Below are 21,339 nucleotides of genomic sequence, written 5' to 3'. Positions count from 1 at the left end.
TGCAGGGGCAGCAGTGCGCTCGGGGGAGTCGACAGTGACCACGTACCGCCAGGCGGTCGAACAACTGAGTGTCGCCCAGAAGCCGGGCCGCGGTGCGCCGCCCTACTCCCGCTGGATCAATCGGCGACTTGGGCGCTGGATCGCGGCGGGGGCCCATCTGGCCGGTCGGACGCCCAACCAGGTGACGATGATCAGCGCGGCCTTGTCGTTGGCCGGCATCCTCATCGTCGCCCTGGTGCGGCCGCAGTGGTGGACGGGGTTGGTGGTCGCCGCACTGCTGGTGCTGGGATACGCGTTCGACGCCGCGGACGGCCAGCTGGCCCGTTTGCGGGGCGGCGGCAGCGCAGCGGGGGAATGGCTCGACCACGTCGTCGACGCGACAAAGATCTGCCTGCTGCATTCCGCCGTGCTGATCAGTTTCTTCCGGTTCAGCGATCTCCCGCACGCCATGCTCCTCGTCCCTTTGGGGTACGAAGCAGTGTCGAGCGTCTTCTTCTTCACCTTCATCCTGGTCGAGAAACTGCGGAAGTCGGCCGGACGGCAGGCGCACCGTGGTAACGAAGCCGGGTCCGGTCTCGTCCAGACGGCGCTCGCGGCCCCCACCGATTACGGGTTGCTGTGTCTGGTGTTCGTCGTCTTCGGCTGGACCCCGGTCTTCGCGACGTTGTACACCGCGATGTTCGCCGCGCACGGCCTCGTCCTGCTGGTGGCGCTGGCCCGCTGGTGGCGCGAGCTCTCGGCCGGCGGTCACTCATCATGACCGCCGCCAAGACTGCGCACACCCTGCTGATCGCCAACCCCTCGTCGGACGTCTACGGCTCCGACCTGCAAATGCTCGAGACGGTCACGGCCATGACCGAGGCCGGCTGGCGGGTGGTGGTCAGTACGCCCGATGACGGTCCACTCATCGACCTGCTGACCGGGCGGGGGGCAGAGGTCATCCGCCCCCGGTACCCGGTGCTGCGGCGAGAGAACGCGTCGGTCCGGGGTATGGCGCGCCTGATCGCGGACATCATGCGCTCGCTACCGGTGCTGTACCGCACCATCCGCCAGGTGGACCCCGACGTCGTCCTGGTGAACACGGTGACGCTGCCCTGGTGGCTGCTGGGCTCGCGGCTCATGGGCCGGCCCACCGTCGGCTACGTGCACGAGGCCGAACTGGGTGACAGCCGCCCCGTGAAGCTGGCTCTCAACGGCCCGCTCGTCTTCGCCCACCGCTTGATCGTGATCTCGCCGTCGTCGCTGCAGGCGGTCACGGAGACGGTGAAACGCCTGGGTGAGCGTAGCCGGATGATCTTCAACGGCGTTCCCGAGCCGACCGGGGCGGTGGAGGGCGTGACTCGTCGGGAAGGTCCGCGGCGGATCGCGATCGTCGGTCGCCTGTCCCCGCGCAAGGGGACCGATGTCGCTCTGGACACGGTCGGGCTGCTGCGAGCCGGCGGCCGCGACGTCGTTCTGGAGGTCTGCGGAACGGCTTTCGCCGGGTACGAGTGGTTCACCGAGCAGCTGCACGAGCGGGCCACGCGCCCGGATCTGGCCGGAGCGGTCACCTTCTCCGGGTACGTCAATCCGGTGTGGCCGGTGCTGGCCGAGGCCGAGGTCGTGCTGGCCCCTTCACTGCGGGAACCGTTCGGCAACGCCGTGGTCGAGGCGCAACTGGCGCAGCGACCGGTGGTGGCGGCAGCGGAGATGGGACACCTGGTGTCTGTGCAGGACGGCGAGACCGGGCTCCTCGTCCCGGCCGGCGATGCCGCGGCGGCCGCGGCGGCCGTGGCCCGGTTGCTCGATGACCCGGCCGAGGCCGATCGCATCGCCGCCACCGCCCGGCGGCGGGCCCTGGAGCGCTTCTCGGTCGAGCGATACCGGGCTGAGGTGGTGGAACTGATGACCGAGGTCCGATCGCTCGGCCGCCGGCGGCGCCGCCGTCGCTGAATCTTCCGACGGCGGCGCACCGGCCAGCGCGGACCGTCAGCTCGTGGTCAGACGCTGGCCGGAGTACTCGTCGACCAGCGACTTGGTGCTCACGATGTTCGCCCGGGACGAGGCTCCGAAGACGATCGACTCGATGTTCGGCTGCTGGAAGATCCATTCGATGGCCTCGCGGGGCGGGATCGCTCCCGATGCGAACACCGACATGGCCACCGCTCGGAACGGGCGGTTGTCCAGCGCGTCCCGGTAGGCGTCGATACCTCCGGACATCCGGAACCCGATCTTGTTGATGTTCGAGCAGACCAGCGGGTTCTCCACCCCGACCGACTCGAGGGCGTCCAGCATCCGCGGCAGGTTCATGGTGATGAACCCGGGCTCGGCGTTGTAGCGCTTGCGGACGTGGTCGGCGAAGATGCGGAACGCGTCGTTGAAACCGAGCCCGAGCAGCAGGTCGACCACGACGTTCTGCAGCCAGATCACCGGAGTGCGCAGCCCCCGGAACATGGCCAGTTCGGCGTCGATGAGCAGCGTGGTGACGCCCTCGATGTCCTTCTTGGCGAACGAGCGGGTACCCCGGAGGGCGGCGTTCATCAGGCCCTCCTCCGGGAGGAACTGCCGGACCGCCCCGATCATCCCGTTCTCCGCCATGGCGTTCGCGTACTTGTGCGCGTAAGGCAGGCACGGGTAGAACGCGAAATCCTCGTAGCGGGCGGGGTTCTGGCGGATGCGTTCGGCCACGTCGGCGATCCGCTCGTGGGTCGTGCACATGAACGTGTGGATGCCGGCGTCGTACGCCGAATCCAGCACACCCATGATCGCGTCGAGGTCCTGGAACCGCAGGGCCTGCGCCCTGGCCTTCTCCTCGGACATGTGGTTGACGCCGAAGAACTGGTTGTCCCCGAACAGCAGCTTTTCCATCGAATTTCCTTCCAGAGATGCCGGCAGCGGGGTCAGCGGGACCGGAGTTTGCCGGTGAGACGGCGCCCGGCCTGGCCGGCCTGCTTGGCCGTGTCACGGACCAGCTCGGCGGCACGACGGGTCAGGGTCTCGTCCGGTCGCCGAGCCGCGGATGCAGCCAGGGCGGCGGGCCAGTCGTCGGTGGTGCTCACACCGCCCGCGGCATCGGCGACCATGAGCTCCAGGACGCGGTCGGTCACCGCGGCACTGGAGAAGTCGTTGATGCCCTCGATGTCTCGCTTGGCCACCCGCTGGACGAAGGCGTCGAGCTGAGCGCTGTACTCCTCGCCGCGCAGATAGAACCAGACCTGGTCGGTGAGTTCGGTGGTGTACCGGACGTTCCAGCCGTGCCGGTAGCCCTCCGGGGGGTTGGCCTGATCGCGGAGGTAGACCTGGCACTCCTGCCGGTCCGCGGTGATGCGGCCCAGCGTGCCCCAGAGCGTGATGCGGGTGGTCATCTTCCGGTACGACTCATCGGACCAGTTGACCGACACCTGGCCGGTCACCCCGTCGCCGAAGTACAGGGTGCCGAAGACTTCGTCCTCGGTGTCCGCGGAGAACACACTGCCCAGCACGGTGCCACCGACGGCGGTCGGTGCGCCCAGGTACCAGTTGACCAGATTGATGGGGTGTGCGGCGTAGTCGTACAGGCATCCGCCGCCCTCCGAGCGCTGGCTGCGCCAGGTGGAGCCCTTGGGCTTGAGGACGACCGGTCCGTAGGCCTCGGCCAGCACGTGGGTCACCTTGCCGATGGCCTGGGCGTCCAGCAGGTGCTTGACCTCTTCGAAGGCTCCGACGAATCGATTGTGGTACCCGACCTGAGTGACCAACCCACGGTCGGCCGCGATCTGGGCCAGGTCCTCCGATTCGGCGGCCGTCAGGCACAGCGGCTTCTCGCAGAAGACGTTGAGGTCGTGCTCCAGAGCGGTCTTGACCATCGAGGCGTGGAAGCGGGTGGGCGTCGCGATGATGACCGCGTCCAGTTCCACCGACTTGAGCATCTCGTCGTAGTCGGTGAAGGTGCGCAGGCCCGTGTACTTGCTGAGCACGTCCAGGACGTAGCCGGCCTGGTCCACGACCGCCTCGACCGAGACGTCCGGATGGGCGCGGATCATGGAGACGTGGGACAAGCCCATCTTGCCGAGCCCGACGATCCCGATGCGGATGGGGGACTGGGTCATGTCGTGGTCCTCTCGGCGTCGTGCCTGGGTCTGTGCCTGGGTCTGCGGGGCGGTGCCCGCCGGTAGGTGCTTGGCGAGCAGATCGCGGTACTGGCCGGCGACGTGCTCCCAGGTGAACTCCTGCGCGTGCCGCGCCCGTGCGGCCGCACCCATCCGCTGCCGGAGCTCGTCGTCACCGAGCATGAGCGTCAACATCCGGTCCACGTCCGACGCGGTCCGGAAGAAGCGGGCGGCGTCATCGGCGACCCAGCGGTTGTAGTCGTTGTCGTGAGCCAGCACCGGGTTGCCGGCGGCCATCGCCTCGACCAGCGATGGATTGGTCCCGCCCACGGTGTGTCCGTGCAGGTAGGCCGCGCTGTGCAACCGCAGCGCGGCGACCTCCCCGGGGTCGTAGATCGGCCCGACGAAATCGACCTCGTCACTGGCCGCGTCGACGACCTGCCGGTGGTACGGGTCCTGGTCGGGTTCGTAGCGCCCGAAGACGGCCAACCGGAAGCCCCGGGGACGGGCCGAGAAGCCCTGCACCAGTTCGAGGATGGAGTTTTCGGGGATGGGTCGACAGATCAGTGTGAGGTAGCGGCCCGGCTCCAGCCCGCGGCTCGTCACCGGCTCGGTGGGGGCCTCGTCGACCCGGTGCGCGCCGTAGGTGATGGTCGTGATCTTCGAGTCCCGGGCCCGGGTCTGCAGGTACTTGTGGATCTCGGGGTGATCGGCGATGAGGTCGTTGCCGACGAAGCAGGCGATACGTTCGTTGGTCCACAGGATGGCCTGCCGGGCCTTCCCCCAGCGGGCGCGCGACCATTCGATCCCGTCCATGTTGATGACGTTGGGGATCCGGCGCAGCCGCTGCAGGACGTTGAAGACGGCGGTGTTGTAGCCGAAGGTCAGGCAGATGTCCCGCGACCTGGTCGCGTGCCGGATGGAGCGCAGATCGAATCGCGAGGTGCCGAGCCAGCCCTCCCGGCTCTCCGGGATGATGACGCGTTCGATGCCGTTCCAGACGTCCTCGCGGATCGGCCCGTCGCCCTGCTCCTGGCAGTAGACGATGACCCGCCAGCCGTTGTCCCGCAGGAAGAGGGCGACGTTCTCGGCTGCGGTCTCGAAGCCGCCGTAGTTGGCCGGCACCCCGTGGGTGCCGAGGATACGGACGGTCGGCCGGGCCTCCGCTTTCGCTGCTGCGGGCATGTCTGGCGGTGCTCCTTGCTGGATGGGTGTGAATGGTCAGGAGCGGGGACCCCCGCTTCGGGCCGGAGCGGGTTCTCGCCATGATGGCGGCTGGTTCCTGCGCGGAGGACGGATGCGACCCTGAGGTGCCCTGGAAGGGTCATCGCGTCAACCGGCGGCCGCACCGACGGCGCGACGCCCGCGGAGCAGGCCGACGACCTGGGTGACGAGGAAGCCGACGGCGACGATGCCGCCGATGGCGATGATGAACATGCGAAACATCTCGATGTCGTTGGAGAGCATCCCGCCGAGCCACCAGAGGGCAAGGGCGGACAGGGCGACCACTGGTCCGGCGAGCCAGGTGACCCTCGCGGTCCACCGCTCGGGAAACGACCATCCGGGGAGCTGCACCCGGCCCCACGCGACGAAGGCTCCGTACACGACGAGGTTGCTGGCGAACCAGATCCCCAGCGAGAGGCCGACGCTGACGTGGAAAAGGACCAGAACGGCCAGCGCGATGCGCCACGACCGCCACGTGACCAGAGCCAGGACGGCAAGCCCCTCGAGCAGGACGGTGGCCCAGTCCAGTGCCTCCCACATCGGCGGGAACGGTGTGTTGACCAGCAGTTCGGACAGCAGACTGGAACGACCGCTGTTGAAGTCACTGCGCACCTGGTAGGCGTAGCTGGCCTGGGTCGACAGGCTGAGCCAGCCGCCGAGGACCTTCGGAACGGCGGCACTCACGAACGCGGCGCCGAGGCAGAAGCCCAGCAGGCGTAGCGGCCACTGCGGTTGACGCTGCGGATCGTCCAGGCTCACGGTCACCATCGGACCGCCCTGCGCCGCGCGCGCTCGTCGCCGGATGGCGTCGATGGAGAGGTGGTCCCCCCAGCGGGCGAAGGCGAGGATCAGCGGCACGATCACCATGACCATCGAGTGATCGACCTTGCCCACGGAGAAGTTGAGACCGAAGTCGACCACCAGGACGAGCGAGAGGCCGATGGAACTGGCTGTGGTCCAGACCCCGAACAGCGTCGCGGCCAGCAGCAGGTAGGCCAGGATCTCGATCGCGACGAGTGCCCCGGCGGACGGGAACCCGCCCAACCATTCGAAGGGTCCGGTCGGCGGGACGTAGAAGGAACTCGGATACCCGGCCAGCCAGGACAACCGGGGCATCAGCAGGAACAGCAGGACGCAGTAGACCACCCGGTACCGACCCAGGTCCCGCGCGGTGAACGGACCCTGCTGAACCCACTGGTCGAAGCGGTCGAGGACACGGTTCACGATTGCACCGCCAACGGGATGGTGAACGGTTGGCCGGCGTCGACCACGACGGCCCCGGTACCGACGTCGAAACGGGTGGTGTCCCACCGCACGGTGACGCCCGTGAATTGCTGGCCCGGGTAGGCCCGGGCGAGCTGCTCGCCCACCCACCGCTGGGCGTCCGGATCGGTCACTCGGGCCTCGTTGGTGAAGATGGTCTGGAAGACGGTGGCGTAACCGTCGCCCGTGCTGCCGGGCATGACCTTCGCCGGGTCGAGGGGGATGGTCTGGCCGTCCGCCAACACACCGGTGATGTCCGGCGAGCGGAAGCTGACGATCGAGTTCTTCTCGAGGACGGGTCCGAAGCTGGGAAGCAGCAGGGCCGGATAGGGCTCGGTACCGGTCAACCGCTTGATCCCGAGACCGGCCGGTACGGCGAGGAGGACGATGAGGAAGGCCACGCGAATGGCGATCCTCGATCCGTGAGTGGTCGTCATGCCCTCTCCCTGATGTCCCGCTTGCCGGGTCGTGTGACGGTCTCGGTGGCGTGCAGCGCCAGCGCCGGGGGCTCGAGACCGAAGCGTTCGGCGAGGGCGAGCCGGGCGGCGTGCCATCCGGACATTCCGTGCACACCGGGCCCGGGGACACTCGACGACGAGCAGAGGTAGATCCCCGGCACCGGTGTGCGCCACGGGCGGGGCGAGACGACCGGTCGTTTCACCAGTTGGGTCAGCGTCACTGCCCCGGCGCCGAAGTCACCGCCGATGTAGTTGGCGTCGTGGTGAGACAGGCGGCTGGCCGGGATCGAGTTGCGGGCCACGACCAGGTCCTTGAATCCCGGGGCGTAGGACTCGAGGAGGTCTTCCACGACCTGTCCCATGTCCTGCTCGCAACCCTGTGGGACGTGGGTGTACGTCCACAGCGAATGCGCACCATGAGGCGCGCGGGTGTCGTCGACCAGACTGGGCTGGGAGACCAGCAGGTATGGGGACGCGGGAATACGCCCCCGGCTGACCTCCCACTCGGACCGGGCCAGCGTCGCCCGGTCGCCGCCGAGATGGATCGTCGGAGAGCATCGCAGCTCAGGGTTGCGCCAGGGAACCGGGCCGGAGAGCGCGAAATCGACCTTGGCCGCGCCGTTGCCGTAGCGGAAGCGCCCGAGCGCGCGACGGTACCCCGCGGGAAACCGCTCACCGACGATCGCGTCCATGGCCCTTGCCGAGGTGTCGAACAGGGTGGCCCGGGTCTCGGGCAGATCGGCGAGCGATTGCACCCTGACCCCCGTGACCACGTCGCCGCCGTGTCGAAGGAGGTCGTCGACCATCGCGTCCGCGATGCTCTGCGATCCGCCTCGAGGAATGGGCCACCCGACGGCATGGCCCAGAGCGGCGAGCAGAAGCCCGGCGCCGGCGGTCGGCAGGCTGGGCATGCGGCCCAGGGTGTGGGCATTGACCCCGGTCAGCAGGGCCCTGGCCGCGGCGGTGCGGAATCGGAGGTTCCACAGCAGCGAGCCCTGCTCGGCGACCCGCAGACCGTAGCGGACCGCGACGACCGGATGGGTCGGTATGCGCAGCAGCTGGTTCAGGCCGAGATCGATGACCGCGTCGATGTTCTCGACGAGAGGGGCGAACAGGCCAGCCCAGGCACGGCCGTCGGGTCCCAGTCCGTCCGCAGTCCTGGCCAGATCCCGGTAGGACAGTGCCGCGGTCGTGGGAGACAGGCCGTGCGCGAAAGAGATGTCGGGGACGATGAACTCCACCCGCCGCGCCAGCTCGAACTCGCGGAAGAAAGGAGAGGCCAGGGCCATGGGATGAACTGCCGAGCAGAGGTCGTGCCGGAACCCGGAGGGGCCGAGATCGAGTGTCCGGCTGCCACCGCCGATCGAATCCTCGGCCTCGAGAACCTGGACGCGCAGTCCTGCCCGGGCGAGCGTGACGGCCGCAGCCAGCCCGTTGGGTCCGCTGCCGATCACGACGGCGTCCAGACTCGTCACCTCGTGATCCCTTCCCGTTCGTCATCGCCGCGCGTGATGTGCCGGCTCGGTGGGGCCGTACGAGGGAGCTCGAACGTCCACGTCCGTGCATCCCGAATGAGAGGTACATCCCCATTGACCCCTCAACGGCGGTTCCACTGCCATGCGGTACGGCCAATAGTAACGCAGCGAGAGCATCCCGTCGACCTTACTCAACCAAATGAGTGGATATTAGGCTGAATCGAGTGCAGCAAGTGGGCGAACCACCACCGGTCTGAGTGTCGGACCGCTGTATCGGCGACCGTGCTCGATGTCCGCCCGTAATCTGACCGCACGCGGACGGACGGCTGTGGGTGGCAGCAGAGGTCAGTCGTGGGGGCGGAGGTCGACATGCAGCTGGTCGCGTGGGTGGCCATCTGCCTCGCCGCGGCCGTACTGCTGCGGGATCGGCTGATCGCGCTCATCGTTGTGTGTCTTGTGCTGTGGGCCGCGGTGCCCGGTGTGGCATCGGTGATGGTGACCGGCGTCGCGCGGGGCAACCCGCTGGCCTTTCACTTCGCCACCTGGCTCATCCTGCTGACCTTCGCGGTGCAGATGGTGCACCAGTTCCACGCCATGATCGCCCAGCTGACCAGACACGTCTTCGTCTTCCTCGGCCTGACCGTGTTTCTCGTCGCCGCGTTCCTGACCTCGCGATCGGGGCAGTCCGGTGGCGGACTCGTTCTGTTTCTCAGCCAGATGGTCGGTCCGATCCTGCTCTTCTGGATGACCGTCGTGGCGATCGCGGAGCGACCGGAGCGGCTCGCCCTCATCCGCAACTGGCTCCTCGCAATCGCGGCGATCCAGTCGGTCCTCGCCGTCATCGAGTGGTCGCTCGGCGGTGTCCTGCTGTACCGGGAGTACTACGCGACCAACTACTGGTTCGACGAAGTCAACTTCCCCCGGTGGATGGGCACGCTCGACCATCCGCTGACGCTGTCGCTGCTGATCTGCGCGGTCCTGCCCCTGCTCTCGGGTGTCCGAAGCGTCTGGCTGCAACTCGGTCTCATGCTCGTCCTGCTGGCCGGGCTGCTGGCGACCCAGTCGAGAACCGGCCTGGCGGTTGCCGTCCTCGGCGTGGTCTACGTCCTGACGACTTCGCCGATGAAGCCGATGACGAGGTTCCTCGCCCTGTCCGTCGTCATCGGGTCCGGCGCCTGGGTGGCGTCGTCGCAGCTCAGTGCCGGGGTCGCCCAACGACTGACCGAGGACGGTGGGTCGGCCGGAGCACGGGAGGCCGCCCTCACCTTCTTCTACGACAACCTGCCGAACTTCCTCTTCACCGGGGGTGGAATCGGGTCCGCCTCCGGTGTCGCCGAACGCGGTGGACTGACGACGAGTCTGGAGAGTTCGTTCCTGATCTACGCCGTGGATCTCGGCGCGCTGTTCACACTGCTGTACTTCGGAACCCAGCTGGCGTTGGTCGTCCGTTCCTTCGGACCGTCCACCTGTCGGGGGCTGTGGTTGGCCGGACTCCTGGTGGTGATCGTTCCGCAGACCTTCAACGCGCTGAATTCGCAGACCTTCGCCGGAGTGCTCGTGTGGACCATCGTCGGGTTGTGTACGGCGATGGCGGACCGTCGCCTCGATGCCACCGAGCGGTCCGTGGAGTCCCGTTCCGCCGACCGGTTGCCGAACTCTTCGCGGGCGCGTCGGGACGAAACCACGCCCTCTGTCCGATTTGCGGTGGATCCGCGTCCGTGACGGGCCCCGCTTGATAAGTCAAACGAACTAGCGAGTTCAGTCCGTCCGGACCATGTGCGGAGCGTGCCCAAAAAAATACCGTCTGTTACCAGCTCGAGATGCGAGCGGGGATCGACGGGGGACAGCGATGAAGGCAGCAGCTCGACCGTCCGGTCGACCTGGGCGGCGTCTTGTGGTGCTGGGGGCCGTGTTCGCCGTGGCCGTCGGAGCTGCGGGCATCCTGTCCGGAACGGCCAGCGCGGCAGACGGATCATGGCGCTCCATCGCCACGGACGAGTTCGAGCGCACGATGTCGACGGGCTGGGGTACGGCTCAGACGGGCGGCGTGTGGTCGGCCCTTTCGGGTGCTCAGACGCTGAGCGTCGCCGACGGCACCGGCTGGATCAAGGATCTCCCGTCCGGTGTCTCCGCCACCGCGACCCTGGCCGCCGCGAAGGCCGCCGATGTCCGCGTGGGCTACGACGCCACGTTCCCGGCGATCGGCTCCGGTTCGTGGACCGCGTTCCAGGGCGTTCAGGTTCGTCGACAGAATGACGGGGCGTCCTATCGGGTGCGGTCCCGCGTGACGGCCGATGGCCGGGTGGCCGTCAGCGCCACTCGCACCGCCACCGGGAGCGAGATCGCCCTGGGTTCGGTCGACGTCCCGGTGAAGGCGACCGCGGCGGTTCCTCTGGCCCTCCGCTTCGAGGTCACCGGTACCTCGCCGGTACAGATCAAGGGCAAGGCTTGGATGGCCGGGACGGCCGAGCCGGCCTGGCAGCTCGCCGTCAGCGACGCCTCGAGCGCCCGCATTTCCGCCCCCGGGACATCGACGGTCTGGACGCACGCAGGCTCGGGCGCGGCCGTCACCGCTCGAATCGACCATCTGCAGATCGCCACCGCCGACGTCTCGCCATCACCCAACCCGTCCTCGACCTCGCCGGCCGCCTCGGCTCCGGGTTCGACCCGGCCGTCCAGTTCCGCCCCGGTTGCCGTGTCGTCACCAGCCACGTCGGCGTCGACGTCGACCCGGCCGTCGACGTCGGGTCCAGTTGCCTCGACCCCGGTCGGCGCAACCAGCCCGTCCACGTCGGCTCCGTCCACGTCGACCCCTGTATCGACCTCGCAGTCGGCGCCGGCCAGCACGACCGCGGTCACGACCGCTGCATCGGCTCCCGACACCGTGCAGACGTCTTCCTCCCCGCAGCCCGTCCCGGGGTCGTCGCTCATCCCCGCCACCAGCTCGGAGGTCGCCACCCCGACCTCCATCGAGCCGCCAGCATCGGTGAGCACCGCTCCGTCGACCAGCACGGCTCCGTCCACGACCACGGCGCCCGCCACCACCACGGGCGGGGCGTCGGCCACCGGCGGGAAGCCCGGCGCGAGTACCACGGGTGTCCCGGCGGGGACGGCGCTCACCCGGTACACCGGGCCCCTCACGATCACGACGCCGGGCACGGTGATCGAGAACAAGGAGGTCTACGGCGATCTGCGCATCCAGGCCCGTGACGTGGTGATCCGAAACTCGTACCTGCACTGTGGTACCGGGCACCCGACTTCCAACACGGGGTGTGTCGACGCCAACCACTGGGACGTCTACAACCTGTTGGTCGAGAACAACACGATCATTCCGGACAGTCCGTCGTACTTCCGTGACGGCATCGTGGGGCACGAGTTCACCGCTCGCGGAAACCACATCTCGCGGACGAACGACGGCATCGGGATCTTCAACCGGCCGGGTGGCGCCTGGCAGGCCAATGTGCGGGTGACCGGTAACTACATCCACGACCTGACGCACTGGAACTACGACCCGGCGCACACGGACGGCACCCACAATGACGGGATCGAGATCCAGGGTGGGCAGAACATCTACATCGCCGGCAACAACATCGTGGGCTCGGTGGTCGCCGGAGATGGCCTGGGAGTCTTCGGACTGCATGCCGGAGCGGCACTGCTGGTCACGCAGAACGTGACGAAGGTCGACAACCTGGTGATCGAGAAGAACTGGCTCGACGATGCCCAGAACAGCGTCTGCATCCAGCACGGCAAGTGGGCCGATGTCACGGTGACCCTGCAGGAGAACTGGTTCGGTCGCAACCAGTTCCAGTATCCGCGCAACTCCACCTATCAGATCCGCATCTACTCCGAGTCGCAGGATCACGTGGTCGGCCTGCTGACCAATCGCTGGGAGGACACCAACGGGTTGCTCAGCGTCGGCCGGGACACGGGAATCCGCTACAACGGGGCGTAACGGAGAAACCGGACAGAAAGGGTCGGCCCAGGACGGGTCGGCCTTTTCCTGTTGCGCCCGGGATGTCGGCTGCCGTTACGCGTTGTGCCGCAAGTCACAACCCCACCAATGCCTTGTTCGTCAAGGTAGATCGCTCGTGCGCAACGGAGTGATGACGCCGCCCGACAAACATGCCTCATTGCGGCAAGCGAGTCCACCTGGGTGGGCTCGGCGGTACGGATGTTCGCGCAGTGCAATCATGCGCGCGGCGAAACGTAATCCACGATTCATGATCAAAACTGTTTCGAGCCTGTTCATGTGGATCGCCAGAGAATTTCGCGGTAGCTTCCTTTCGCCGGCTCCCAAGCTCGAATTGCCTTCGAGGTAAAGATCGGCTTCCCCAGGAGTCGATCCGGGCATTGCTGCCCTGATATCGCGCTGCTTTCTTCCGTGCATTTCTGTGGCGGGCTTCTGTGTTCCACGCGCTCTGCGTCGGGTGGGAATCAGAAGTTTCGGACAGATCAGACCACCGGAAGGACGTCGACGTGACGACACCGAAATCGGGCCGTTCGAGAGCATTCATCAGGCGCTCGCTGGCGGTGCTGTCGGCCGCGGCCCTCTCGATCGGGGCGGCCGCCATGACCGTGACGCCCGCATCGGCCGCGACCGTCACGGTGCTCAACGACAGCTTCGACACCGCGTCATCCACCGGTGTTCCCGCCGCACCGACCGGCGGCTCCTACTCGATCGTGCCGGCCGCCGCAGCTGGACTGGTCAGTGTCTCGGGTGGAGCCCTGACGATCACCGGGCTGCAGAGCGAGCGCGCCGCGGGCGTCGTCGCCACCAGTACGTCGGCGACCGACGCGGTGGTCTCCGGGGCATTCGTCGCGCCATCGCTGAGCGGTACTTCGGCCACGTGGTACGGCGGCCTCGAGGCCCGTCGGCAGGCCGACGGGTCGACCTACCGTGGCAAAATCCGCTACGGCGCGGACGGCCGGATCGGTCTGGGCTTCAGTCGTACCGCGGGAAGCACCGAGACGCTGCTGAGCTCGACGACCACGGTATCGTCGCTGTCTGCCGGGACGACTTTCTCGGTGGACTTCCGCGTGACCGGATCGAATCCGGTGACTCTGCAGGCCCGGCTCTGGGCCGCGGGACAGAGCAAGCCGGACTGGCAGACCCAGGTGGTGGACTCGTCGGCTTCCCGCCTCTCCGGAGCCGGTGCGGTCGGCGCCTGGAACTACCTGTCCAACGCGTCCGCTCCGACGACGGTCCGGATGAATTCTCTGTCCGCGGTCGACGAGTCGGGCACCACCACTGTCAGTTCCGGTTCGACCACGGGGTCGACCACCACCACGACCGGCGGTAAGCCAAACGCCTCGACCACGGGAGTCCGGTCGGGGACTTCGCTCAGCCGCTACACCGGGCCGCTGAACATCACCACCCCTGGCACGGTCATCGAGAACAAGGCGATCTACGGCGATCTGCGCATCCAGGCCCGTGACGTGGTGATCCGAAACTCGTACCTGCACTGTGGTACCGGGCACCCGTCGTCGAACACAGGGTGTGTCGACGCCAACCACTGGAATGTCTACAACCTGCTCGTCGAGAACAACACGATCATTCCGGACAGTCCGTCGTACTTCCGTGACGGCATCGTGGGGCATGAGTTCACCGCTCGCGGAAACCACATCTCGCGGACCAATGACGGCATCGGGATCTTCAACCGGCCGGGTGGCGCCTGGCAGGCCAACGTGCGGGTGACCGGCAACTACATCCACGACCTGACGCACTGGAACTACGACCCGGCCCACGCCAACGGCACCCACAACGACGGGATCGAGATCCAGGGTGGGCAGAACATCTACATCGCCGGGAACAACATCGTCGGCTCGGTAGTGGCCGGCGACGGATTGGGTCAGTACGGGCTGCACGGTGGCGCGGCACTGTTGGTCACGCAGAATGTCACCCAGGTCAACAATCTGGTCATCGAGAAGAACTGGTTCGATGACGCCCAGAACAGCGTCAACATCCAGCCCGGCAAGTTTTCGACGGTCACTTTGACCCTGCAATACAACTGGTTCGGCCGCAACCAGTACGACTTCGGCCGAGGCTCCAAATATGCGATTCGCATCGTCTCCCAGTCCCGGTCCACGGTCTACGGTCTGTTGACCAACCGCTGGGAGGACACCAACGGGTTGATGACCGTCGGACGCGACACGGGCATCCGCTACGACTCCTAACCGAGCGGGCAACCCAGACGCCCACCGTCGCACTCTGCAAGCCGCCAGCCGGCCGGACCCTGTCCGGCCGGCTGGCGGCTTTCGTCATCGTCTAGGCGATCCGTCGAAGTGGGCTCCGGAGCGGCGTGGAGCGAGCCGCCGGATGCTCCGGACCGTCGGGCCGGGAGACCGTCATCCGGCACGGTCAGAATTCGGCATGTCGACCGGGTGGTCACCCGGATCGCCTTCCAGGGGACGGATCAGTGAGCTCGAAAGGGTGAAGTACCACCATCCGATGAGGAGAAAATGGACCGACCGTTACTTTTGACACGGTCAGCCGATAGTCTGATCGAGTCGCATCGCGGGGGTCAGGTCAACCGGACTCCGCGCTGTCACTCATTGTGACATCGGAGTGCTCGCCGGTGGTCGCAACGGGGCGGCGACATCGAGGCGAAGGCATCGGTGGCGATCGGCGGGGGCTCGGATTTCCGGGTGCCGACACTCGCACCACCACCTCATCAGTCGCGCCGGCGGGACGCCGGCGTGTTCGATCCAAGCCCGGGGGGGCCTCATGACCACACGTCCGACCAGCGCGCGACGGCTGCGCTCCGGTGCATTCGTCGCTGCCCTCGCATCCCTGGCAGTGCTGACCGCGGCCTGCACCGGGACCTCCGGTGCCGACGGGAGCACGCCCCCCGGTGTCGACGCGCCGTCGTCCATGGGACCCGGGCCGGGCTCCTCGACCGCGTCGACCCCGGCTTCGTCCGCCGCTGACGTCCCGGCCGCCGACTCGTCGGCCACGGCCGGACAGGGCTCGTCCGAATCGACCGCGCCGAGCACCCCGGAGCAGGCCCCGCCCGCGACCACCCCGGTCGCGCCGCCGTCGGCCGGCGACATCAACCAGACCGTCGCCGCGGTCGAGCAGACGACCTTGGCCCCGGCTTCGTTCCAGCAGGCGGTCGCCGTCGACCCGGAGGTGACCGCCACGGTCGACGGCGTGCAGCAGGTCGATGCGACCGGACGGGGCGTCGGTGAGATCTCCGGGCCCGCCCTGGCTTACACCGTGACTGTCAGCAACACCGGCTCGACCGCGGTGGACCTGGCCGGCGTTTCCGTGAACGTCCAGGACCAGTCGGGTGCCCCGTTCAGCTCCATCGAGGGTGATCCGGCCAAGCCGCTGACCGGCTCGCTCGCCCCGGGCCAGTCCGCCCAGGGCGTCTACGTCTTCACCCTGCCGGCCGACTTCAGCGGCCCCACCACCCTCAGCCTCGCCTACGCGGCCGGCGCGCCGATCGCGCTGTTCACCGGAGTTGCGTCATGAACCAGGAGAAGAACCCGATGCGATCTGCCCCGTCCCTCCGGCGGCGTCTGACGTCGCTGGCGACCATCGCTGGGCTGTTCGCGGCCAGCGTGGTGACCACTGTCGGCGCGTCCAGCGTCGCGGTGGCGGCCGACCTGCCGCCGGGCACCAGCCCGGTACTGAGCCCGACCGCCGACCAGGTGACGGCGGATGCGTTGCCGACGGTGCAGGTCGACGGGATGGTGTGGTCGCAGGCGACGATCGGTAACACGGTGTATGCGGGTGGCAAGTTCGCGAACGCGCGTCCGGCGGGTGCGGCCGCCGGCACGAACCTGACGCCGCGGGCGAACCTGCTGGCCTACGACATCACCACCGGGGCCCTCAAGACCAGCTTTGTGCCGCCGGCCCTCAACGGTCAGGTTCTGGCCGTTGCTGCGTCGCCGGACGGGAAGCGGATCTACGCCGCGGGCGATTTCACCACGGTCGGGGGCAATCAGTTCCGCAACCGCGTCGCGGCGTTCGACGCCACGACCGGTGCCCTGATCACGACGTTCAACGTCAACATCGGATCCCGGGTCCGGGCCATCGTCGCCACCAATGACACGGTCTACGTGGGCGGGCAGTTCACCTCGGCCAACGGCCAGCCCCGCAGCCGGCTCGCGGCGTACGCCGCCTCCAACGGTGCGCTCACCGGGTGGGCGCCCACGGCCGACTACACCGTCAACGCGATGGTGCTGTCCCCGGACAAGTCCAAGCTGATCGTCGGCGGCGCCTTCCAGGCGATCAACGGTTCGACGGTCTACGGCCTGGCCGCGATCGATACCGCGCAGGGCACCCTGCTGCCTTTCGACGCCAATCAGAAGATCCAGAACTCGGGTGCCAATGCGGCGATCAACAGCCTGAGCACCGACGGGACCACGATCTACGGGACCGGTTACGTCTACGGACCCGGCGGCAACCTCGAGGGCACCTTCTCGGCCGACCCGAACACCGGGGCGATCAACTGGGTCGAGGACTGCCACGGCGACACCTACTCGGCGTGGGCGACCTCCGCGGCCGTCTACACCACCAGCCACGCGCACTACTGCGGCACCATCGGTGGTTTTCCGCAGTCCGACCCGTGGTCGACCAACCAGCGGTTCGCGCTGGCGTTCTCCAAGAACGCGACCGGCGTCGTCACCGGTGACCCGCTGGGCTACCACGACTGGCGGGGAACCGCCAGCCCGTCGTTGATCAACTGGTTCCCGGACTTCAAGACCGGGACCGTCAGCGGGCAGAACCAGGCCGGCTGGAACATCGTCGGTTCGGGCCCGTACATCTCGGTCGGCGGCGAGTTCCCGCAGGTCAACGGGGCCGGTCAGCAGGGCCTGGTGCGGTTTGCGACCAAGCCGCCGGCCCCCGGCAAGTCCGGTCCGGTGCTGACGGGTAGCAAGTTCACCCCGTCGCTGGTGTCCCTGGCCAAGGGCAGTGTCCGCGTCGCCTTCCAGGCCAACTGGGACAAGGACGACATGAACCTGACCTACAAGGTGGTGCGCAACAGCAACACCGCGGCGCCGGTCTACACCACGACCGCGACGTCGACCTACTGGGACCGTCCGGCGCTGGGCTTCACCGACACCGGGCTGGCCCCGGGGGACTACCGGTACCGCCTGTATGTGATCGACAAGGACGGCAACCAGGTCGCCGGCGACACCGCCTACATCACCGTGCCGGCCGACGGGCAGGACCCGAGCCAGTACGCGCAGACGGTGAAGAACCAGGGCGCCAACCTGTTCTGGCGGCTGGGCGAGGCGTCCGGCACCACGGCGTACGACTGGGCCGGCTTCAACGACGGCATCGTCGGCCCCGCGGTGACCCGGGGAGCGGCGGGTGCGGTCAACGGGGACACCAACACCGCGAGCACCTTCGACGGCACCACCGGCAGCAAGGTCGTGGCCGGGGTGCGGCAGAGCGCCCCGACCACCTTCAGCCAGTCGGCGTGGGTGCGGACCACCAGCACCAACGGCGGCAAGATCATCGGCTTCGGTGACTCGCAGGGTGACTGGTCGTCGAACTACGACCGGCACACCTACATGACCAACGAGGGCCGCATCAACTTCGGCGTCTACATCAACGGGACCCAGACCGTCACCTCGGGCAAGAGCTACAACGACGGTCAGTGGCACTTCGTCACCTCGACCCTCGGCGCAGACGGTATGAACCTCTACGTCGACGGTGTCCGGGTGGCCGGCCGCGCCGACGTCACCACCGCGTACAACTACACCGGTTACTGGCACGTCGGCGGCGATAACCTCGGTGGATGGCCGGGTGCCATCAACAGCGGCTACCTCGCCGGTGACATCGACGAGGCCGCGGTCTATGCGACCGCGCTGACTGCGGACCAGGTCCTGCAGCAGTACGTGGATTCAGGTCGGACCTCGCCGATCCCGGCCCGTCCGACCGACGCCTACGGTGCGGCCGTCTACGACGCGCAGCCTGCGATCTTCTGGCGGCTGAACGAGTCGACCGGCACCACCGCCGCCGACTCGTCGCGGTCGCTGAACTCGGGCACCTACTACAACGGGGTCACCCTCGGCGCCCCGGGCGCCCTGTCCGGCGGGGTCGGCACCTCGGCCACGTACGACGGCAACAGCGCCATGACGACCTCGGACAACGGGTTCTCCAACCCGACCACCTACTCGGAGGAGATCTGGTTCAAGACCTCCACCAACCGGGGCGGCAAGCTCATCGGGTTCGGTAACAACCAGTCCGGCAACTCCGGGGCCTACGACCGGCACGTCTACATGCAGGACGACGGCCACTTGGTCTTCGGCACGTACACCGGCCAGCTCAACACGATCACCACGCCGACGGCGCTGAACGACGACAAGTGGCACCACATGGTCGCCTCGCAGGGCGCCGACGGCATGAAGCTGTACATCGACGGGTCGTTGGTCGGCACCAACCCGCAGACCCAGGCCCAGGGTTACGACGGCTTCTGGAAGATCGGCGGCGACAACACCTGGGGCTCGTCCAGCGCGTACTTCGCCGGCAGCCTGGACGACGCGGCGGTGTACCCGACCGTGCTGAGCGCGGATCAGGTCGCGACGCACTACTCGCTCGGCGCCACCGGTGCGCTGCCGAACAAGGCTCCGACCGCGGCCTTCACGGCCACGGCGAACCAGCTGGCGCTGGCGGTGGACGGCAGCACCTCGTCGGATTCCGACGGGACCGTGGCCGGCTACCACTGGGAGTTAGGTGACGGTGCGACCGCTGACGGTGCGACCGCGTCGCACACCTACACGGCTGGCGGGACCTACACGGTCAAGCTGACGGTGACCGACGACAAGGGCGCGACCAACGCGACGACCAAGGACGTCACCGTGACCGCCCCGCCGCCCAACGCGGCTCCGACCGCGGCCTTCACGGCCACGGCGAACCAGCTGGCGCTGGCGGTGGACGGCAGCACCTCGTCGGATTCCGACGGGACCGTGGCCGGCTACCACTGGGAGTTCGGTGACGGTGCGACCGCTGACGGTGCGACCGCGTCGCACACCTACACGGCTGGCGGGACCTACACGGTCAAGCTGACGGTGACCGACGACAAGGGCGCGACCAACGCGACGACCAAGGACGTCACCGTGACCGCCCCACCGGCCAACAAGGCTCCGACGTCCTCGTTCACCACCGCCGGGGAGAACCTGTCGTTGTCGGTGGATGGTTCGGGTTCGTCGGATTCGGACGGATCGGTGAAGTCTTGGGCGTGGTCGTTTGGTGATGGTGGGTCGGGTTCGGGTGCGACGGCGTCGCATACGTATGCCGGGGCGGGGACGTACACGGTGTCGTTGACGGTGACCGATGACAAGGGTTTGACGGGTGTGTCGTCGCAGCAGGTGACGGTGACGGCGCCGCCGCCGAATGCGCCGCCGGTGGCGGCGTTTGATGTGACCTCGGCGGGTTTGACGGCGACGGTGGATGGGACGGGGTCGTCGGATTCTGATGGGTCGGTCAAGTCGTATGAGTGGTCGTTCGGTGATGGTGGTTCTGATTCGGGTGCGACGGCGGTGCATACGTATGGGTCGGCTGGGTCTTATCAGGTGACGTTGAAGGTGACTGATGATGATGGTGCGTCGTCGTCGGTGTCGAAGTCGGTGACGGTGACGGCTCCGCCGCCGGTGAACAAGGCGCCGGTGGCGGCGTTCACGGAGACGGTGTCGGGTTTGGCGGCCAGTTTTGATGGTGGGTCGTCGTCTGATGCGGATGGTTCGGTGTCGGCGTGGGCGTGGGATTTCGGTGACAACTCTGCGGAGACTGGTCGGACGGCGTCGCACACGTATGGGGCGGCGGGGACGTATCAGGTGTCGTTGACGGTCACTGACAATCAGGGTGCGACGAACACGGTGACGAGGTCGGTGACGGTGTCGAATCCGGCGACGCCGACGGCGTATGTGTCCGATGCGTTCGGTCGGGCGGTGTCCGGTGGTTTGGGTTCGGCGGAGACCGGTGGTGCGTGGACTCTGAATGGGAGTGCGTCGCAGTTCTCGGTGGCCAATGGGACGGGGAATTTGCAGATCGCGAAGGCGGGTTCGGGTCCGTTGGCGTGGTTGAACTCGGTGTCGGCGTCGGATCTGCGGGGCACGGTGGATTTCACGTATGACAAGGCGAGCACGGGTGGTGGGACGTACACCAGTGTTGCGGTGCGTCGGGTGGGGACTTCGGATTACCGGTTCAAGGTGCGGATCCAGCCGTCGTCGGTGCAGATCCAGTTGGCCAAGGTGGTCAATGGGACTGAGACGGTGTTGCGGACGCAGACGGTGTCGGGGATGACGTGGGCTCCGGGTGATGTGTTGCGGTTGGGGTTCCAGGCGCAGGGTGTGGGGACCACGACGTTGTCGGCGAAGGTGTGGAAGAGCTCGGCGGCCGAGCCGGCGGGGTGGCAGTCGACGGTGACGGATGCGGAGTCGGTGTTGCAGGGTCCGGGTGCGGTGGGGTTGCAGGCGTATCTGGCGGGGACGGCGACCAATGCTCCGGTGGTGGCCTCGTTCGACAACCTCACCATCACCACCATCCCCAAGCAGTGATTCGGATTCACGGGTCCGTGTGACGCGGTTCCGGTGACGATGATGGCCCGGTCGGATCTTTCCGACCGGGCCATCTCACGTTTTTCCGCAGGCGTGCGTGTGTTACGCCGGGTGGTGCGCAACCCCCAGGGCACCTACCGCCATCCAGTGCCGTACCACCCATTAGGCTTGTTTCGCTACCGGTTGTCCGATTACGATGCGCCGAAAGAGTGATGACTGCAGTCGACCTTCGGTGAGGACGAGCTGCGGACAACCGGGGGAGTGGTCGTCGAATGAAGTGGTCAACCGTCAGTCGGCGACCCGTCTCTGTCTTCGTGGTGGCCGTTCTGGTGTTCGCCG

At 67.5% G+C, this 21,339-nt stretch carries 12 protein-coding genes; 7 read left to right on the top strand and 5 right to left on the bottom strand.

Annotated features, from left to right (window positions below):
• The first annotated feature begins 34 nt into the window (after window positions 1-34).
• Together FDO65_RS09230 and FDO65_RS09225 are read left to right on the top strand one after the other, a co-directional pair.
• A complete protein-coding gene (locus FDO65_RS09230) occupies window positions 35-760 on the top strand; it encodes a CDP-alcohol phosphatidyltransferase family protein (RefSeq protein WP_205849866.1) in 726 nt (241 codons plus the stop codon).
• The gene (locus FDO65_RS09225) at window positions 757-1,932 is read left to right on the top strand and encodes a glycosyltransferase family 4 protein (RefSeq protein ID WP_137449016.1); all 1,176 of its coding nucleotides are present in this window, start codon (window positions 757-759) and stop codon (window positions 1,930-1,932) included. Before FDO65_RS09230 ends, FDO65_RS09225 begins: the two co-directional genes overlap by 4 nt.
• Window positions 1,933-1,968: 36 nt before the next feature.
• On the opposite strand, the gene FDO65_RS09220 is transcribed toward FDO65_RS09225, so the two are convergent.
• The 5 genes from FDO65_RS09220 to FDO65_RS09195 form a co-directional block, all read right to left on the bottom strand.
• Window positions 1,969-2,847 carry a hypothetical protein gene (locus FDO65_RS09220; protein WP_137449015.1) on the bottom strand — a complete coding sequence of 293 codons (879 nt, stop codon included), beginning with the start codon at window positions 2,845-2,847 and terminating at the stop codon, window positions 1,969-1,971.
• 32 nt (window positions 2,848-2,879) lie between these two features.
• Window positions 2,880-5,252: a Gfo/Idh/MocA family oxidoreductase gene (locus FDO65_RS22495; protein ID WP_205849865.1), complete on the bottom strand. Its 2,373-nt coding sequence runs from the start codon at window positions 5,250-5,252 to the stop codon at window positions 2,880-2,882.
• Window positions 5,253-5,399: 147 nt separating this feature from the next.
• On the bottom strand, window positions 5,400-6,515 hold the full coding sequence (locus FDO65_RS09205; RefSeq protein WP_137449014.1) for a hypothetical protein: 1,116 nt from the start codon (window positions 6,513-6,515) through the stop codon (window positions 5,400-5,402).
• The gene (locus FDO65_RS09200) at window positions 6,512-6,991 is read right to left on the bottom strand and encodes a hypothetical protein (RefSeq protein ID WP_137449013.1); all 480 of its coding nucleotides are present in this window, start codon (window positions 6,989-6,991) and stop codon (window positions 6,512-6,514) included. Before FDO65_RS09200 ends, FDO65_RS09205 begins: the two co-directional genes overlap by 4 nt.
• Window positions 6,988-8,487 carry a phytoene desaturase family protein gene (locus FDO65_RS09195; protein ID WP_137449012.1) on the bottom strand — a complete coding sequence of 500 codons (1,500 nt, stop codon included), beginning with the start codon at window positions 8,485-8,487 and terminating at the stop codon, window positions 6,988-6,990. Before FDO65_RS09195 ends, FDO65_RS09200 begins: the two co-directional genes overlap by 4 nt.
• A gap of 369 nt (window positions 8,488-8,856) precedes the next feature.
• Between FDO65_RS09195 and FDO65_RS09190 the strand changes: the two genes are divergently transcribed.
• The 5 genes from FDO65_RS09190 to FDO65_RS23060 all read left to right on the top strand — a co-directional run bounded on the left by FDO65_RS09190 (window position 8,857) and on the right by FDO65_RS23060 (window position 21,000).
• Window positions 8,857-10,209 carry a hypothetical protein gene (locus FDO65_RS09190; protein WP_137449011.1) on the top strand — a complete coding sequence of 451 codons (1,353 nt, stop codon included), beginning with the start codon at window positions 8,857-8,859 and terminating at the stop codon, window positions 10,207-10,209.
• Window positions 10,210-10,384: 175 nt separating this feature from the next.
• Entirely contained in the window at window positions 10,385-12,439 is a 2,055-nt protein-coding gene (locus tag FDO65_RS09185; RefSeq protein WP_137449010.1) for a hypothetical protein, read from the top strand.
• Between the two features lie 524 nt (window positions 12,440-12,963).
• Entirely contained in the window at window positions 12,964-14,661 is a 1,698-nt protein-coding gene (locus FDO65_RS09180) for a right-handed parallel beta-helix repeat-containing protein (RefSeq protein WP_137449009.1), read from the top strand.
• A gap of 550 nt (window positions 14,662-15,211) precedes the next feature.
• A complete protein-coding gene (locus tag FDO65_RS09175; RefSeq protein WP_137449008.1) occupies window positions 15,212-15,961 on the top strand; it encodes a COG1361 family protein in 750 nt (249 codons plus the stop codon).
• A 17-nt stretch (window positions 15,962-15,978) separates the two neighbouring features.
• On the top strand, window positions 15,979-21,000 hold the full coding sequence (locus tag FDO65_RS23060) for a PKD domain-containing protein (RefSeq protein ID WP_137449007.1): 5,022 nt from the start codon (window positions 15,979-15,981) through the stop codon (window positions 20,998-21,000).
• The last annotated feature ends 339 nt before the right edge of the window (window positions 21,001-21,339 follow it).

The organism is Nakamurella flava (assembly GCF_005298075.1).
Classification (GTDB): Bacteria; Actinomycetota; Actinomycetes; order Mycobacteriales; family Nakamurellaceae; genus Nakamurella; species Nakamurella flava.
This window is presented reverse-complemented; position numbering and strand designations above follow the sequence as displayed.

What these genes read in the sequence shown, in the direction of transcription:
- FDO65_RS09200 (WP_137449013.1), bottom strand. Translation starts at nt 6,991, where the DNA reads ATGACGACCACTCACGGATCGAGGATCGCCATTCGCGTGGCCTTCCTC.
- FDO65_RS22495 (WP_205849865.1), bottom strand. Translation starts at nt 5,252, where the DNA reads ATGCCCGCAGCAGCGAAAGCGGAGGCCCGGCCGACCGTCCGTATCCTC.
- FDO65_RS09220 (WP_137449015.1), bottom strand. Translation starts at nt 2,847, where the DNA reads ATGGAAAAGCTGCTGTTCGGGGACAACCAGTTCTTCGGCGTCAACCAC.
- FDO65_RS09175 (WP_137449008.1), top strand. Translation starts at nt 15,212, where the DNA reads ATGACCACACGTCCGACCAGCGCGCGACGGCTGCGCTCCGGTGCATTC.
- FDO65_RS09225 (WP_137449016.1), top strand. Translation starts at nt 757, where the DNA reads ATGACCGCCGCCAAGACTGCGCACACCCTGCTGATCGCCAACCCCTCG.
- FDO65_RS23060 (WP_137449007.1), top strand. Translation starts at nt 15,979, where the DNA reads ATGCGATCTGCCCCGTCCCTCCGGCGGCGTCTGACGTCGCTGGCGACC.
- FDO65_RS09190 (WP_137449011.1), top strand. Translation starts at nt 8,857, where the DNA reads ATGCAGCTGGTCGCGTGGGTGGCCATCTGCCTCGCCGCGGCCGTACTG.